13 protein-coding genes are annotated in these 15,979 nt (G+C 41.6%); 1 reads left to right on the top strand and 12 read right to left on the bottom strand.

Annotated features, from left to right (window positions below; all coding sequences use genetic code 11):
• Positions 1 to 125 precede the first annotated feature (125 nt).
• From DDV96_RS04105 to DDV96_RS04060, 10 genes are all read right to left on the bottom strand, one after another.
• A complete protein-coding gene (locus tag DDV96_RS04105; RefSeq protein ID WP_133240811.1) occupies positions 126 to 1,349 on the bottom strand; it encodes a glycosyltransferase family 4 protein in 1,224 nt (407 codons plus the stop codon).
• 146 nt (positions 1,350 to 1,495) lie between these two features.
• Complete coding sequence (locus tag DDV96_RS04100; RefSeq protein ID WP_165805962.1) at positions 1,496 to 2,314, bottom strand: glycosyltransferase family 2 protein; 819 nt, start codon at positions 2,312 to 2,314, stop codon at positions 1,496 to 1,498.
• 11 nt (positions 2,315 to 2,325) lie between these two features.
• Complete coding sequence (locus DDV96_RS04095; RefSeq protein WP_116693465.1) at positions 2,326 to 3,243, bottom strand: GDP-L-fucose synthase family protein; 918 nt, start codon at positions 3,241 to 3,243, stop codon at positions 2,326 to 2,328.
• The gene (gmd, locus tag DDV96_RS04090) at positions 3,236 to 4,348 is read right to left on the bottom strand and encodes a GDP-mannose 4,6-dehydratase (RefSeq protein ID WP_116693464.1); all 1,113 of its coding nucleotides are present in this window, start codon (positions 4,346 to 4,348) and stop codon (positions 3,236 to 3,238) included. The genes DDV96_RS04095 and gmd overlap by 8 nt, the downstream gene beginning before the upstream one ends.
• An 81-nt stretch (positions 4,349 to 4,429) precedes the next feature.
• Positions 4,430 to 5,971 carry a CatB-related O-acetyltransferase gene (locus DDV96_RS04085; protein ID WP_206074003.1) on the bottom strand — a complete coding sequence of 514 codons (1,542 nt, stop codon included), beginning with the start codon at positions 5,969 to 5,971 and terminating at the stop codon, positions 4,430 to 4,432.
• Positions 5,971 to 6,705 (bottom strand): FkbM family methyltransferase, encoded by a 735-nt coding sequence (locus tag DDV96_RS04080; protein ID WP_240607670.1) that lies wholly within the window; start codon positions 6,703 to 6,705, stop codon positions 5,971 to 5,973. The genes DDV96_RS04085 and DDV96_RS04080 overlap by 1 nt, the downstream gene beginning before the upstream one ends.
• 11 nt (positions 6,706 to 6,716) lie before the next feature.
• Positions 6,717 to 7,412 carry an O-methyltransferase gene (locus tag DDV96_RS04075; protein ID WP_116693463.1) on the bottom strand — a complete coding sequence of 232 codons (696 nt, stop codon included), beginning with the start codon at positions 7,410 to 7,412 and terminating at the stop codon, positions 6,717 to 6,719.
• On the bottom strand, positions 7,399 to 8,673 hold the full coding sequence (locus tag DDV96_RS04070) for an ABC transporter ATP-binding protein (protein ID WP_116693462.1): 1,275 nt from the start codon (positions 8,671 to 8,673) through the stop codon (positions 7,399 to 7,401). The genes DDV96_RS04075 and DDV96_RS04070 overlap by 14 nt, the downstream gene beginning before the upstream one ends.
• Before the next feature lie 246 nt (positions 8,674 to 8,919).
• Complete coding sequence (locus tag DDV96_RS04065; protein ID WP_116693461.1) at positions 8,920 to 9,279, bottom strand: four helix bundle protein; 360 nt, start codon at positions 9,277 to 9,279, stop codon at positions 8,920 to 8,922.
• 181 nt (positions 9,280 to 9,460) lie between these two features.
• The gene (locus tag DDV96_RS04060; RefSeq protein WP_116693460.1) at positions 9,461 to 10,324 is read right to left on the bottom strand and encodes an ABC transporter permease; all 864 of its coding nucleotides are present in this window, start codon (positions 10,322 to 10,324) and stop codon (positions 9,461 to 9,463) included.
• A gap of 916 nt (positions 10,325 to 11,240) precedes the next feature.
• Between DDV96_RS04060 and DDV96_RS04055 the strand changes: the two genes are divergently transcribed.
• Positions 11,241 to 11,612, top strand: a complete 372-nt coding sequence (locus tag DDV96_RS04055) for an endonuclease domain-containing protein (RefSeq protein WP_116693459.1) — start codon at positions 11,241 to 11,243, stop codon at positions 11,610 to 11,612.
• 542 nt (positions 11,613 to 12,154) lie between these two features.
• On the opposite strand, the gene DDV96_RS04050 is transcribed toward DDV96_RS04055, so the two are convergent.
• Positions 12,155 to 14,608, bottom strand: a complete 2,454-nt coding sequence (locus DDV96_RS04050) for a polysaccharide biosynthesis tyrosine autokinase (RefSeq protein WP_116693458.1) — start codon at positions 14,606 to 14,608, stop codon at positions 12,155 to 12,157.
• A complete protein-coding gene (locus DDV96_RS04045; RefSeq protein ID WP_116693457.1) occupies positions 14,608 to 15,402 on the bottom strand; it encodes a polysaccharide biosynthesis/export family protein in 795 nt (264 codons plus the stop codon). The genes DDV96_RS04050 and DDV96_RS04045 overlap by 1 nt, the downstream gene beginning before the upstream one ends.
• Between the last annotated feature and the right edge of the window lie 577 nt (positions 15,403 to 15,979).

The following is a 15,979-nucleotide window of genomic DNA, read 5'->3' as shown; positions in this document are numbered from 1 at the left end:
CAAGACAAGAAAAATTTAACGTTTGTACCTAATGAAGAAATTGCTGTTTTGCTTATCTAGCAAAGTGGTTTTGAGTTTTTGATAAATCTTAAAATGGATTTATGCAGTTCAATCGGCATGTATATTTAAGCTAATTTTTCATAAAGATCAATATACCGCTGGGTAGTATATTGATGGTCAAAATTAGCCGCATGTTTCATAGCATTTTTGGACATGCTTTCGTAAACAATAGGATTATCTATTAAATACTTTACTTTCTCCGCCATTTCAGTACTATCCCTATCGGCTACAGCAAAACCCGTTTCCCCATCTTTCAAGGTATTGGGGAAGCCACCGGAGTTAAACCCTATTACCGGAAGGCCCGTGGCCTGTGCCTCTAAGGAAACCAAACCAAAGGCTTCCCGCCTGCCCGTAACTTCGTCGTAGGTAGAGGGCATTAAAAAGATATGGCTCTCTTGTAAGGCCTGTTTTACTTCTTCTTGACTGGCCTTGCCCTTAAAAAGGATCACATCGGTTAAGCCGAGTTCAGCCACTTGTTTTTGCAATGTATCCAAGGATTCTCCCGCACCCCAAATAGTATATTCCACGGGATAGCCCCCCTCCTTTAATTTCTTTACGGTTTCGAGGGCAAAGCGATGTCCTTTTAACGGTACCAACCTGCCAACGGTTATTAGCTTTGTGGGCTGATTGGGGTTTAGTTGTTTTTCAGTCCCTTTAAAATCGGTGATGTCTATGCCTATGGGAACAATATGGATTTTGTTTTCGGCAATTCCCAAAGTAAGCAATTGCCGCTTTAAGTATTGGGAGTTTACGGTAACCGCTTTTACATGCTTCCTATAAAAAAGACCATATTTTTTTTGAAAGCTTTCCCTGTTTTCCAAGAAAGCGTCAAAACCGTGGAAAGTGACAATTATCTTTGGACGTATATACCCCACTTTTGCCAGTTTGGGCAAAGGATGTAAGGCGTTGTTGAAATGTACATGACAGACCCCGTTTTGTTTAAAATGTCGGTATTGGTAGAGTTCTAAAAGAGGTTTGGTATTGCGTTTTGACTTGTTTTTATAATATGTAAACAAATAGGACAATATCCGTGGGTGGATTGCCATATAAGCCAATTGGCACCACCTAATCACCTTCTTTTTGGAAAGCGAAAAAGGTTTTTCTATTTTTTCCCCAATGTTATACTGGCGCAGGATGTCCGCTTGGGACGAATTGCTCACCCCCATATATTTATTTACATATAAACGTACCTTACACTTGTTTTTTAGCGCATAGACAACATTCGAGACAATAAAAGTTTCCGATACGTTGGGGAAAGATTTTAATTTATATGCAACAAATGGTCTCAAATAGTTTTTTTTAGAATTGTAAAGGATAGATATAAAAATCGGTACAATAGAGGCTTGAACAGTAAAGGATTATCTTCTTTTTTGGTTTATTCGAAACGATAAGATGCCTAATTCTTTTCATTCTTTATATTATAACTTCTACAGATTTATTGAAATATTTTAGTGAGAAGTTTTAACCAGTAATTATTCATTTTTTCGGCTCTGGGCTTTCCCTCCAAATTTGACAATAGCTTAAACCTTTTGGTTTTTAACATTGTTTCATTTCTCAGCAAACGTTCTGCATCGGCTGTAAACAATGGGAAGTTAGACTGTAAGCTCCGCTTTCTTTCACTGAGCAAGAGTGCTCTATATTCAGGATTACCTGATATTCCCGTGGTATCATATACCGTTACAAATTCATCGAAATGTTCATAACTGGCATTGTGTTTACAAACCGCACATACCAAAAAATCGTAATCTCCGACAATCTTAAACTCTTCCTTAAACTTGTAAACTCGTGAAAACAGATTCCGTTTTATAAAGGTTGCAGGATGTGGAAGATGGCCCCGATAATAAAAATAGCTGAATGAGAGACTTTCTGGATATTTGGCTTCAACAAAATTACCATTGCGATCTAGTAATAGATTTCCATAATATAAGTCCTTTCCTCCAAGTAACAGTTTTGAAACTTTTTCAATTATTTCGGTTTTATATAAGTAGTCCCCCCCATTCAAAAACAACAAATACTCCCCCCTAGCCTTATCAATACCTTTGTTCATGGCATTGTAGATACCACTATCGGGCTCGCTTATCCAATAGGCCAGTTGTTCTTTATGTTGCTCAATATATTCCTTGCTGCCATCGGTGGATCCACCGTCTATCACAATATATTCAATATAGGGATAGGTCTGACCCAAAACACTGGTCATGGTTTTTTTCAAGCCAGCTACATCGTTATAGTTGATTGTTATAATGGAAATCAGCACGGCTATCAATTTTAAAATTTATCCTTGTAAACGCTTTGTATCCCTTCCTCCAAGGCTATACTATGCCGCCACCCCAAACTATGTATCAAGGATACATCCAGCAGTTTCCGGGGCGTGCCGTCGGGTTTGTTGGTGTTCCAACGTATGTCGCCTTTGTAGCCTACGATTTCTTTTATCGTATTGGCCAACTCCTTTATGGTAAGGTCCGCTCCCGTCCCGATATTGACCGATACGTTGCCCTGGTATGTATTCATCAAGTGCATACAGGCCGTTGCCAGATCGTCCACGTGCAGGAATTCCCTTTTGGGCGTGCCAGTACCCCATACCTCCACAGTATCTTGTTTGTTTATCTTGGCTTCATGGAATTTTCGCAACAGGGCGGGCAAAACGTGCGCCGTCTGCAAATCGTAATTGTCATTGGGGCCGTACAGATTGGTAGGCATAACCGATATAAAATTGCACCCATACTGCCTATTGTAATTTTCACAGAGCTTCACCCCGGCTATCTTGGCAATGGCATAAGGCTCGTTGGTGGGCTCCAAAGGCCCCGTTAGCAAATATTCTTCTTTTATGGGCTGTGGGGCCAACTTGGGATAAATGCAGGAGGATGCCAAAAACAGCAGTTTTTTCACTCCCTGTTTATAGCTTTGGTGTATCACGTTGTTTTGCAGCTGTAGGTTATCGTACAGAAAATCGGCACGGTAGGTGTTGTTGGCTTCAATACCGCCCACCTTGGCCGCTGCCATAAAGACATACTCGGGCTGTGTTTCTTTAAAAAAATCTTCTACCTGTGCCTGGTCGCGCAAATCGAGCTCTACGGAAGTGCGGGTTATTAAATTGTCGTAGCCTTGCATTTTCAAAAGCCGCATCAAGGCCGAACCTACCATGCCCCGATGTCCCGCTACGTATATTTTGGCGTTTTTATTCATGGTAATTTAAAGTATCGTGCCCCCCGTCCCGTAGGTATTTTTCTTTTTTGAACAACCGTAGATCGGCTTCCATCATATCGGTTATCAATTCGTCCAGACTGTGTTGTGGAGCCCAGTTGAGTTTTTCCTTGCATTTGGTAGCATCACCTATCAACAAATCCACTTCGGTGGGTCGGTGGTAGGTTGGGTCTATCTGTACCACCGTGGTTCCCTCTGGGATATTGTAATCCGGATTTTTACAGGCTACGACCGTTGCTGTTTCTTCCGTTCCCTTTCCCGTAAATGAAAGCTCAACCCCCACATGACCAAAAGCCTTTATTACAAAATCACGGACAGTGGTGGTGGTGCCGGTGGCTATTACGTAATCGTCCGGTTTGTCCTGCTGCAACATGAGCCACATGGCTTCCACGTAATCTTTTGCGTGCCCCCAATCGCGTTGGGCATCTAAGTTTCCTAAGTATAACGTTTCTTGCATGCCCAAAGCAATTCTAGCAGTGGCACGGGTAATTTTTCGGGTAACAAAGGTTTCGCCCCGCAGTGGGGATTCGTGGTTAAACAGGATGCCGTTACAGGCAAACATATTGTAGGCCTCGCGATAATTAACGGTAATCCAATAGGCATAGAGCTTGGCCACCCCATATGGACTGCGGGGGTAAAAAGGCGTTTTTTCGGTCTGTGGCACTTCCTGAACCAAACCATATAACTCTGAGGTGGAAGCTTGATAGATTTTTGTTTTTTCGGTTAAACCCAACAAACGAACCGCTTCCAGAATACGGAGCGTCCCCAAGCCATCGACATTGGCGGTGTATTCGGGCGTATCGAAACTTACCTTTACGTGCGACATGGCACCGAGGTTGTATATTTCGTCAGGCTGTACTTCCTGGATAATGCGGGTAAGGTTTATGGCATCGCTCAAATCGCCATAGTGCAATTTAAATCGGATGTTTTTTTCATGCGGATCTTGGTAAAGGTGGTCTACCCTATCGGTATTAAACAGCGAACTTCTGCGCTTGATGCCATGCACGGTATATCCTTTTTCCAAAAGCAGCTCGGCAAGATAAGCACCATCCTGTCCTGTTATTCCTGTTATTAGGGCTTTTTTCATACGTTTAATTTTAAAAAGCTATTATTTTAAATAGACCGATTATAAATATATTCTTATTTCAAAAACATATTTATTAAAGTTTTAATTTCGATATAATTCAATAAAATCATCAATATTAAAAAGGTATTCTTCAACTATTTTTAATTTATCAATATTAAAATCCCACCATTGTATTTTAATTAATTTATCAATTATTTCTTTTTCAAATCTGTAGTTGATAATATTAATAGGACAACCAACTGCTATTGCATAAGGCGGTATATTTTTTGAAACTACAGCTCCAGCTCCAATAACTGCTCCATCACCAATTGTAACACCGTCTAATATTGTAACATTTGCTCCTATAAAAACATCATTCCCAATTATGATAGGAAGATGTTCTTTTATTTTATTTTCAGGACTTAATGACATTCCGTTTTGTTTTAAATTAGAATAAAACATAGGGCTGGTTGAAATTCCTTTTGTAGGATGAATACCCCAGCCACAAATTAAATTTGGGCCTATTGAACAAAATTTTCCAATTATTGTATTGTTTATTGTTGAATTCTCAGCTATGTATGAATAGTTTCCAATTATAGTATTATTTAATCTTGATTTAGCATAAACCTTACAATTAAAACCTAAATAACTGTTTTTTTTTGAAACAATATTACTGGTATTTTTTTGTTTTTTTAATTCAGGAATTAACTTTAATAATACTTTTCTTAAATTATAAATGACACTTTTTTTAACACTAAATCTAGTAGATTTTCGTTTTAAACTAACATTTCTGAGGTTTTTATAAAAAGTAGTTACTATCTTTTTTGCTTCATTATTTTCAATTATATCAATCTCTTCAATAATAATTTTACTAGCTAATTCTTCATTTTTGAATTGTATAAGTTTACCATTATGCACTCCACTATTATCAAATCCGATGTTGTCTACCAACGATACAGATGGAAACAATGTAAAACCTTTTTTCAATAAAACAGAAGCATGCCATTTTATAAACCAAGTATCTAATTTACCTGAAATATTATGCGCAAGTTGACTACTCAAATAATCTCCACCAAATTTATCTAATTGATTTAATAAATCTCCTTCTTGAAGAGTTTGCCATAAGTATAGAGGATCATTATTAAATTCTTGCCATGATTCTTTCCAAGTTGCCCAACCCCAACATAAAGGAACATTAAAAAAGAACGTCTCAGGTAATATGTTTTTATGAGGATACATAAATCCTGAAATATGCATTATTTTTTCATTATTATCGTAAAAATGAAGTGCATTATTCATATAATTTAAAAATCCTGTAGAAGTTACAATATCATCTTCCAAAACGATAATGCGGCCATGTGCTTCAACGACCTCAGTTACGCCTTTAATTACAGAATTTGCAAGCCCCAGGTTATTGTCTCTTTCCTTAATTATAACTTCTTTGCACCATTGTTTTTTTCTAATAATCGTGCGTACCTCATCTATTTTGGCCAAGTTCTCGGGTGTTGCATTTTCTTTTGGCCCATCGCAGTAGATATACAGCGTACTCTGGTCAGCCAGCTCATTTTGTGAAAGGGCTTCCAAGACCTGTTGGGTATGCCAAGGACGGTTATAGGTAAATAATATGATTGGGGCTAATTTCATTAAGTTCTATCACTAAAAAAAAGAGTGTTCCATGTTTTGGCCACCAATTGATAATTTTTTGTGGTCAAGAAATCATAAACAGCACTATTGGTTATTAAATCTGCCAAACCACGTTTTTTTAAATCTTCCACCAAGACCATATTAGGGCGATATACTTCCCAGTTATTTGATTGCAATACCTGGAGGTCCAATCCTTCTACATCAATGGTCATAAAGTCTATTCCTACATCTGTTGGAAGATGTGTATCTAAGATTGCATTTAAAGGTAAGGTTTGTATTTTTTTTTCAGCAATTATTTTAAAGTTCCTTAAGCCATCTTTTTTCTTTGCTTCTTTTTCAGAAAAAGTATTAAGGGCTGGCTCATTGAACATATAATAGGTTAATTCATCTTTTTCCATAGATACGCCTGTTTCTACATTTATATCGCGCGGGCGTTGTTCATTGAATCCCTTCATGCTTCCCGGCATTGCGTCTATATTAATACCACGCCATCCTTTTAGGTAAAAAACATAGGTGTTTGAAAATCGTTTGGGATGATGTGCGCCCACATCCACATAAAACCCATTGTCTTTTCCTTCAAAAAACCGCTTTAATATTAAATCCTCGCCTTCTTGGGAGTAGGATATATTTGAAAAATTAGAGGTTTTTTTGAATTTAGAGATAGCGTCTCTTTCAATTTTTTTTCTAACCTTTGAGGGTATAGCCTTAATTATGAGTTGTTTTATCTTTTTCAATATTCCTTAAATTAATAACCGCCTCCTATTGGTATTTTAGGTTGAAACGATAGTGGTTTTAATTCAACACTTCTTCGTAAGAATAAACTAGTAGTCCACGTATATTCATTAATTGGCCCAAAACCATGAAAATCAACTTCAATAAATCCAGTTTCACGAAACATGTCCGCAATTTCCGGATGGCGGTCGCAGTTATCTAAAATAATGAAACCATTTTTACTGAGCAATCTAAGTGCAGCTTTGGCACAATCTTCCCTCTTAATACCATCTATTAGAATAACATCAAATCTTTTCTGAAACTCTTCGGCTTTCTTTACATAATCTTCATCTGCATATATCAATTCATTATTTATAGGTTTATTTGTTTTCACTAAATCATACCATTCCTTATTATGCTCAATAGAAAATAGTTTTTTCACTTTTTTTGAAAAGAAAATGGAAGAGTTTCCTGCTCCCCACTCTAACATAATCAAATCTGATAAATCTAATTGGGATAAATACTCGATAGCTGGGTAGGTAAACCAAGGCACGGGTTCTTTATTCACACCAATTGAAGTCTTAGTTTTTTTGCTCTCAAGATGACCATATTCATATTCAAGGACTTTACTAGCTTTAGTTAAGTTCAAATTATTTTTTGAAGATTTTTTTTCAATTTTAAAACCAACTGAATCAAATATTTCCTTTATTACTTTCTTAATGAAATTCATGATGTACTAATATATTTCCTTGATTCTGCTGGATTGTTCTACCTGTATTAAAAAAATCTCCATGTTCTACCTCAAACGAACCTGCATTCATTACCCAATCTAAGACATCCTCCCCTTCGCTAGCAAAAAGTGTAAAATGATAGTTTCCTGCTTGAAACGGAACTTTGGGAATTAATATTTTAATTAAATCTATTTGTCTATTACTCAATTCAATTAGTTCATTTGTTAGGTCATTCCCTAAAACAGTTATTCTTCTTGCTTGATCATCATCAATACCTACTGATATCCTAACATTATTTAAGCTAAAGTCAGATACATTATTAACTTTTATAATCATATTAAAATGTCCCCCAGTTTGCATGGCGTTTACTTTTTTTCCGTCTACGGTTTCAATCCAATAATCCAAAAATTTTAATTTTCCATTTCCTTTTCTATCTTTTCGGGAAGCCAAATCTTGACTTACTTCTTCATTTCTATATTTATGCAGGTAATGATTAATCACATCTTCTGTATTACCAATTATATCTACCATTCCGTTATTCAAAAGCATTACTCTAGTACAGAGATTTTGAATAGACGCCATATTATGGCTAACAAATAAAACGGTTCTTCCTTCACCTGTGGAAATAGCTTTCATTTTGTCTATGGCTTTTTTCTGAAACTCGGCATCGCCCACGGCCAGCACCTCATCGACCACCAAAATATCGGGCTCGAGAAAGGCGGCCACGGCAAAGCCTAGGCGTACGCGCATCCCGCTGCTGTACCGCTTTACGGGGGTATCAATATACATAGCACAACCCGAGAAGTCGATGATCTCGTCTTCCTTGGCGGCGATTTCGGCTTTGGTCATCCCCAGAATGGCGCCATTCAAATAAATGTTTTCACGGCCGGTAAGTTCTGGATGGAAACCCGTGCCCACTTCCAACAAGGAGGCGATACGGCCTTTGGTTTTTATACTGCCGGTGGTGGGGCCCGTTACCCGGGAGAGTATTTTCAATAAAGTGGATTTCCCCGCGCCGTTCTTGCCAATAATGCCCAAGACCTCGCCTTGTTGCACTTCAAAATTAATGTCGCGCAGGGCCCATACATATTCTTCCTTGGCTTGGGTACTGCGGTCGTTTACCGCGCCTACCTTGCTGTACGGGTCTTCCTTGCCCCGAATGCGGTGCCAAAACCGGTTGACATCGTGCTTGAGCGTGCCCGTGCCCACCAGCCCAAGGCGGTATTGTTTGGAGATATTTTCGGCTTTTAAGATAGTCATTAGGTAGTAGTTTTTTAGTCGGTAGCTTGATAGCCGTTCGTTTGATAGACGGTAGTCGGTAGTAGTTTTTTAGTTGGTAGTCGTTAAATGGTAGTTGATAGTGGGCTTTTATTTAAGCAATTGTTTTCTATTGGATATTAGGGTCAAACTTACAAAAAACATGGTTTTTTGAGGGGTTTTGGTCTTTAAAACTTTTTAAAAAGCCAGCCACCAACTGACCACTGACTACTGACCACTGGCTGCGAGCTATTTCTTCAAGTATTTCTGGAGGCTTCCAATCATTTTTGACAGTTCAGCCAGTTTTGCCCTATTGAATTTATCTTGTTCTTGTGTGATATAATTTTGCCTTCTGGCAATGGTGGAACACACCACACATTCTTTTACAGAGTTCTTTGCAATTTGCAGAAATCTGTTGAATTGAGCATTGCTATCCCCATGGCCTTCTGCGGTATTTAAAGCAATGGACAAAGCGGCTCTTTTATATTGGGACGTTAAAATATACAATTCACTTTTAGGAAAAAGCTGGGCAGTTTCGTAAGCGAGATCAACAAAATCCAACGCTTTTTGATATACCTGTAAGTCTTCGAATTTAAAGTGGAAGGCCATAATTTGATATTTTGTATTTTTTTAGTCATTAGTCGTTAGATGGAGCTATTCAACATCAAACATACGGGAAACAACGTTTTCTTTTACGGCATCTTGTTTTTTAAACCATTTAAAAACCCAGACACCAACACTTCTGGCTTCCAAACTCCCGACTACCAACTATCGGCTACTGACTACTTAACTAAACGGTATCGATAAAATTCTTTTCCGTGCGGTTGAAAATCACCAGTCCTATTAAAAAAATGCTCACCGAAAACACCAGCGCATATATAAATCCGCCCCAGGTAAACGTACCGTAATCCAAGGTCATAAACCGGAACCCTTCAATAATTTGGGTAATGGGGTTATACTCAAATGCCCAAGCATATTTGGGCAGTTGTTCCACGGCCTTGCTCAATGGAAAAGGCACGGCCGAAATGTACATCAACAACGAAGTGGCAAAGCCTACCAAGACGGTTAAATCGCGGTATTTGGTAGTCACGGCCGAAATGGTCATCCCCATCCCGAGCCCCATCAATGCCATCATTACCACATACACGGGCATCAACATTAAATAAGCGTTGGGGCTTACGTCATGACCCAAAAAAACAAAATACAGGTAAAACCCAATAAAGATCAGCAATTGAATGCCAAATTTCAATAAATTGGAAATGGTAATGGACAGCGGCATAATGGCCCTGGGGAAATACACTTTGCCAAAAATACCGGCATTGCCCCTAAAAATATTGGAGGTGCCCGTAAAACAGGCTTTAAAATAATTCCAAGCCGTAATCCCCGCCAAGTTGAACAAAAACGAAGGCACGCCCCCCGTGCTCACCCCTGCCACATTGTTGAACACCAAGGTAAAAATAACCGAAGTGAACAACGGCTGGATAAAATACCACAACGGCCCTAAAACCGTCTGCTTGTAAACGGTAACAATATCGCGCTTCACAAAAAGAATCAACAGATCACGGTACCGCCATATTTCCTTTAGGTTCAGCGAAATAAGCTTCTTATGCGGCGTGATTTCGTATAACCAGTCGTTGTTGGTTTTTGCGCTCAATGGGGAATGGTGTTTTAATTTCAGGCGGCTAATATACTAATTCTGTTTTTTAGATGGGTAGGTTATTGTGTTTTTAGGTGAATCCTCCCTTGAGATACTGTGCTGAGCGAAGCCAAAGCAACAAACAAATTGCCTTACACCCCTAAAGTCCCCTCAAGGCGGTGTGCTGAGCCCGCCGAAGTAGGACAATACCACGGGATTCCCCCCTTGAGGGGGGCTACGGGGGGTGTCAAGGCAAAATAAATAAACAAATTGCCGAACACCCCTAAAGTCCCCTCAAGGCGGTGTGCTGAGCCTGCCGAAGTAGGACAATACATCGGGATTCCCCCCTTGAGAGCCTGTGCTGAGCGTAGCCGAAGTAGGGGTTACGGGGGTGTCCTATGACCATGATAATAAACATTTTGCCTTACACCCTCTAATATCCAACATCAGCAAAAACACAAATTTTAAAAAAAAAGCAATACCCCAGGTGGTTGAGTGATTCCGAAAGCGAAGCGATTCGGGATTGTATCGAAACAACTGGCAATTAAAAGCAAGAACACCCCTAAAGTCCCCTCAAGGGGACAATATAGTGGCATTCCCCCCTCGAGGGGGGTTAAGAGAGGTGTCCCATGACCATGATAATAAACCTGTTGCCCTACATCCCTAAAGTCCCCTCAAGGCGGTGTGCTGAGCCTAGCCTGCCCTGAGCGGAGCCGAAGGGAAGTAGGACAATACAACGGGATTCCCCCCTTGAGGGGAGCTACGGGGGGTGTCAAGGCAAAATAAATAAACAAATTGCCGAACACCCCTAAAGTCCCCTCGAGGGGACAATACAGTAGAATTCCCCCCTTGAGGCGGTGTGCTGAGCTCGTCGAAGTAGGGGCTACGGGGGGTGTCCTTATACACCAGCAAAATTTTCACTATATTACCAATTGTGAAAAACAAAATAATACCATATAACCCCAAGTTAAAAGAATACGCCCGGTACCTGAGAAAGAACAGCACCCTTTCTGAAGTCATCCTGTGGAAACTGATTAAAAACCGCTCTTTTGGCGTACAATTTCACAGGCAAGTGCCTTTACTGGAGTTCATTGTTGACTTTTATTGCCACGAATTGAAATTGGCCATTGAAGTTGACGGCGATAGCCACGATTATAAATACACCTACGACGCTTCCCGTCAAGGACTATTGGAATCCTACAAAATTACCTTTCTACGGTTTACTGACTTAGCGGTAAAAAAAGATATGTTTTCAGTGGAGTTGGCCATAAGGGAGAAAGTAATGGAGCTAAACAAAACATTGTGACAAACATATAAAATGTTCTTTTCAATAAACATTTTGCCCTACACCCCTAAAGTCCCCTCAAGGCGGTGTGCTGAGCCCGCCGAAGTAGGACAATACAACGGGATTCCCCCCTTGAGAGCCTGTGCTGAGCGTAGCCGAAGTAGGGGCTACGGGGGGGGTGTCCTATGACCATGATAATAAACATTTTGCCTTACACTCTCTAAGATACAACATCAGCAAAAGCACAATTTCAAAAAAAAAGCAATACCTCAGGTGGTTGAGCCCGCCTGCCAATTTTCGGGCAGGTGATCCCGAAAGCGAAGCGATTCGGGATCGTATCGAAACAACCGGCAATTAAAAGCGATGATATAAATACCCTAAGATCCACTTAATCAAGGTCTCGATACACCCGTTCGTCCCTCACGGCCACTCGACCTGACATGATGTAAGCAGGCATGCCAAAGTAAAACAATACAGAACACTATTCGACGTTCGCACCTCGCACCTCGTCCTTCGTCATTCGTCATTCGTCATTCGTCATTCGTCATTCGTCATTCAAAAAATCATTTCCGTCCAAAAACCCCCAATACCCGTTTCCAAAGCGATGGTTTTTGGGCGTTTACGTGGTAGCCATTTCCGTATTTGCCGTAGCCATAGCCGCCATAGCCGTAGCCATAACCGTAGCCGTATTTTGCCTTTTGCTGAAAAAAGTTCAGTACGATGCTAATGTTGCTGATCTCGCCAGTGCGGTATTTCTCGTTTACCATATCGAACATCCCTTTTTTGGTGTAGTTTTGGCGCGCCATATAGATGGTGGCATCGGCGTATTTCACCAGTTCCAGCGCATCGGCCACCAAGCCCAATGGCGGGGTGTCCAAAATAATGTAATCGTAGGTTTCTTTCAGCTCGGCTATAAGGCGTTCCATGTTTTCGCCCAACAGCAACTCCGATGGGTTTGGCGGAATGGGGCCCGAAGTGATCACGTCTAAGTGCGCGACCTTGGTTCTTTGGATGACCTCTTCCAAAGAAGCATCCTCAATCAGGTAATTCACCACCCCTACCTTGTTGTTGATCTCAAAATCGTCGAATATCTTGGGCCGCCGTAAATCCAAGCCCAGTAGCACGGTCTTCTTTTCGCTCAGGGCAAATACCGAGGCGATGTTGATGGAGGTAAAGGTCTTCCCCTCCCCGCTTACCGAAGAGGTTATCAGTACCGTCTTGGCGCCGGTCACCCCCTGCTTTTTGTACATAAACTGCAAACTGGAACGCAACGCCCTAAAGCTTTCCGCCACGGCCGACTTGGGCGTGGAAAGCACTGCTAAGTTGCCCTCCAACCGGCTTTTGCCAATAACCCCCAAAACAGGGATGTTGGTGTTTTGCTCCACATCTTTTATGGTGGTCACCTTGGTGCTGAAAAACATACGAATGAAAATAAACGCCAAAGGCACCAACAGCCCCAGCAACAGCGCCATCACATAGTTCATTTGCGTATTGGGGCCTATTTGCCCACCGCCCGTGTCTTTGGCCTTGTCGATGACCAGCACGTCGCTCACATTGGCCGCCTTTACCAATCCGGCTTCGCTGCGCTTGGACAAAAACAAATTGTACGACCCTTGGCTCAAACTGTAGCGGCGTTCAATTTTCAACAGTTCCTGCTGCTCCTTGGGCAAGCCCCGTATTTCGGATTCGTATCGTGCAATGTTCCTGTTGATGGAGCTGAGCTCTTCGGTAATCAGTTCTTTGGAAGAGCGGATGTTCTCCAGCAACACCCGTTTTACGGCATCGATCCGGCGGTCTATGTCGGCAAAAACCGGCGCCCCTTCCTTATACGAATATTGCAGCCTGTTGCGCTCTTCGGCCAGGCTAACGATGCGCCCTACCCCACTCACGATGCTCCCTTCCTGAATGCCCGCTACCGAAGGGGCCGGCACGTTTCGGTAATCGGTACGGTTTTCCAAGTAGTCTTCTAAGGTGTTGTAATAGCTTATCTTTCGTTCCACTTCTTCTTTCCGAAGGTCCAGGGAATTTAATTTGGTATTGATCTCCTGCCCTTCAGACTCCAAGTTGAAGATTTCATTTTTACTTCGGAAGGCATTGAGCTCGTCTTCCACATCGCCCAGTTCCTGTGATTTTTGTGCCAAACTGCTATCGATGAACCGAATGGTCTTGGTGGCAAAAAGGTTTTTACGCTCCAGCATATCTTCGCTCAACACTTCCACCGAAGCATTTAGGTAATCCACCAATTCGGCTTTATTGCCGCCAGTGAGCGAGAGGTTCAATACCGAAGAACCCCGCGTTTGGGCATTGACGTTTATTCTAGAAAACCGGTTCACCACCCCGTCAAAATTTGAAAAGCTGATATAATAGGGCACCCCGGGGACCACGTCCACTTTTTCGTAGGGCAATAAGGTGACCTTAAGAAACGGTAGGGATATCTTTTCGCCCAATCGGTATTCCTTGTTCAACTCTTGCGCCTCGATATAGCGGCTTTCCTTTTCTTTGGTATGGTAATGCTGAAGGGTATGGTTTTTAGCCTGAAACGAAGCGCTTAAGCTAAAGGTAACCGAATCTTTAAAGGTAATGGTGAATTGCTTGCCCAGCAGTTGTGCCGCGCTGGTATCGACATCCACTAAAAAAGGGGTCTTTTTATAAGCGTTTACCTGTTGGTACTCCCCGTCTTTTAAATAGGTAACGTAATACTGAAGCCGCTCCACCACTTTCTCGTTGTGCGACCGCGACCGCAGGTTGATAATGGCGGTGTTTACCTTATCGGTGGTACCACCCCAGTTAAAGGTAAGGCTGGTGTTGCTGGTAAAGAAAGGGTTTTGGTCGTCCTTGATGGAAACCAAGGTGTCCATTTTATAAACGGGCAGTTTCCTTACGTTAATGTAATACGCCACCCCAAAGGCAATGGCCAACGAGATTAAAAACAACGGCCAATAGGCCACGATCTTTATCAAAAGGCTTTTGATATCAAACGTAGCGGTGATTTCTTTTATGTCAAATTCTTCAGCCATTAGAGACGGGTTGCTAATAATAGGATGGTTGAAAATGCCGTGATCACCGACAAAACAGTGGTAAAGGTCTCTAAGCCAGTGGTCCCGGTACCCAGTGATTTTTGCGGCAAAGGATTGATTAAAATAAGGTCGTTGGGCTGCACATAATAATACGGCGAGTTCATGGCGTCGATGCTGGTAAGGTCTATGTGGTGTACTTTCTGCCCTAAGGGATATTGCCTTATAATTACCACATTCTCCCTATCGCCCGTAACGGTAATGTCGCCGCTGTTGGCAATGGCTTCCATAATGCTCACCTCGTCCCGGTAAATGATGTTCGACCCCGGGCTACCAATTTCGCCATTGATGGTATAACGGATCCCTGCCAGTTTTACGGTGACAAAGATATTGGCCTCGGCTTTAAAAAATTCTTCCAACAGGCGTTTTTCTATTCTTTCCCGCACTTCCTCTACCGTAAGGCCCAATACCTGTACTTCGCCCAAATTGGGAACCCGTATATTGCCGTGCCGGTCCACCACAAACCCATCGTAATACAACCGCTCTTCGCCCGTGGCATTGGGATTGGCATCGCTTATAGGGTTAAAGATGCCCACGGTCTCTTGGTCAATGGCCTTTACGCGGATGCTCAACAGGTCGTTCACGTGCAAACGGTAAGGTTCTTGTTCTTTCTTAATGGGGATTAAACTGTCCTCCACCACCCCATCCTCTTGCAGGTAGGTCAATTGTTTGGTAGAAACACAAGATGATATACATACGGCAAGGATCAATAACAGGATCGGGTACGTAGCTTTCATAAATTGTTGGCTTGTTGCTCGACAAATATAACGCAACGATTGTAATAATAAAATATATTTCACTGTATCTGGGAGAAATGGTATTCTAAATTATATAAAATAACGCCCTAATATCCTATTCTTTTTTGCGCGTCTAAAAAATCCTTCGACAAAATTAGAATAAAAGATTCCCCCCTTGAGGGGGGCTACGGGGGGGTGTTATCAACTTACCGAAGTAGAAAAACACATTACACATTTAAGGTGGTTGAGCCTGCCTGCCGTTTTAAGGTAGGTGAATTTGTAAGCACGAGAGGGATTACAAATTTGTATCGAAACAACCGCCTGTTAAAAGCAAAGATAAGAACACCCCTAAGGTCCCCTCAAGGCGGTGTGCTGAGCCCGCCGAAGTAGGACAATACAACATGATTCCCCCCTTGAGGGGGGCTACGGGGGGTGTCCCAGCAAAATAAACAAAAAAGCCGCCAGAAAAAAGCAATACCCCAGGTGGTTGAGCCTGCCTGCCAATTTTCGGGCAGGTAATCCCGAAAGCGAAGCGATTCGGGATTGTATCGAAACAACCGGCAATTAAAAGCAATAA

The sequence above is a fragment of the Marixanthomonas spongiae genome (assembly GCF_003095375.1).
Lineage (GTDB): Bacteria > Bacteroidota > Bacteroidia > Flavobacteriales > Flavobacteriaceae > Marixanthomonas > Marixanthomonas spongiae.
Note: the sequence above shows the minus strand (reverse complement) of the source record. Positions and strands in the feature narration are given on the sequence as shown.

Bases quoted from the DNA above. Each gene is read 5' to 3' on its own strand.
- DDV96_RS04095 (WP_116693465.1), bottom strand. From the start codon at position 3,243: ATGAATAAAAACGCCAAAATATACGTAGCGGGACATCGGGGCATGGTA.
- gmd (WP_116693464.1), bottom strand. From the start codon at position 4,348: ATGAAAAAAGCCCTAATAACAGGAATAACAGGACAGGATGGTGCTTAT.
- DDV96_RS04085 (WP_206074003.1), bottom strand. From the start codon at position 5,971: ATGAAATTAGCCCCAATCATATTATTTACCTATAACCGTCCTTGGCAT.
- DDV96_RS04075 (WP_116693463.1), bottom strand. From the start codon at position 7,412: ATGAATTTCATTAAGAAAGTAATAAAGGAAATATTTGATTCAGTTGGT.
- DDV96_RS04070 (WP_116693462.1), bottom strand. From the start codon at position 8,673: ATGACTATCTTAAAAGCCGAAAATATCTCCAAACAATACCGCCTTGGG.
- DDV96_RS04065 (WP_116693461.1), bottom strand. From the start codon at position 9,279: ATGGCCTTCCACTTTAAATTCGAAGACTTACAGGTATATCAAAAAGCG.
- DDV96_RS04050 (WP_116693458.1), bottom strand. From the start codon at position 14,608: ATGGCTGAAGAATTTGACATAAAAGAAATCACCGCTACGTTTGATATC.
- DDV96_RS04045 (WP_116693457.1), bottom strand. From the start codon at position 15,402: ATGAAAGCTACGTACCCGATCCTGTTATTGATCCTTGCCGTATGTATA.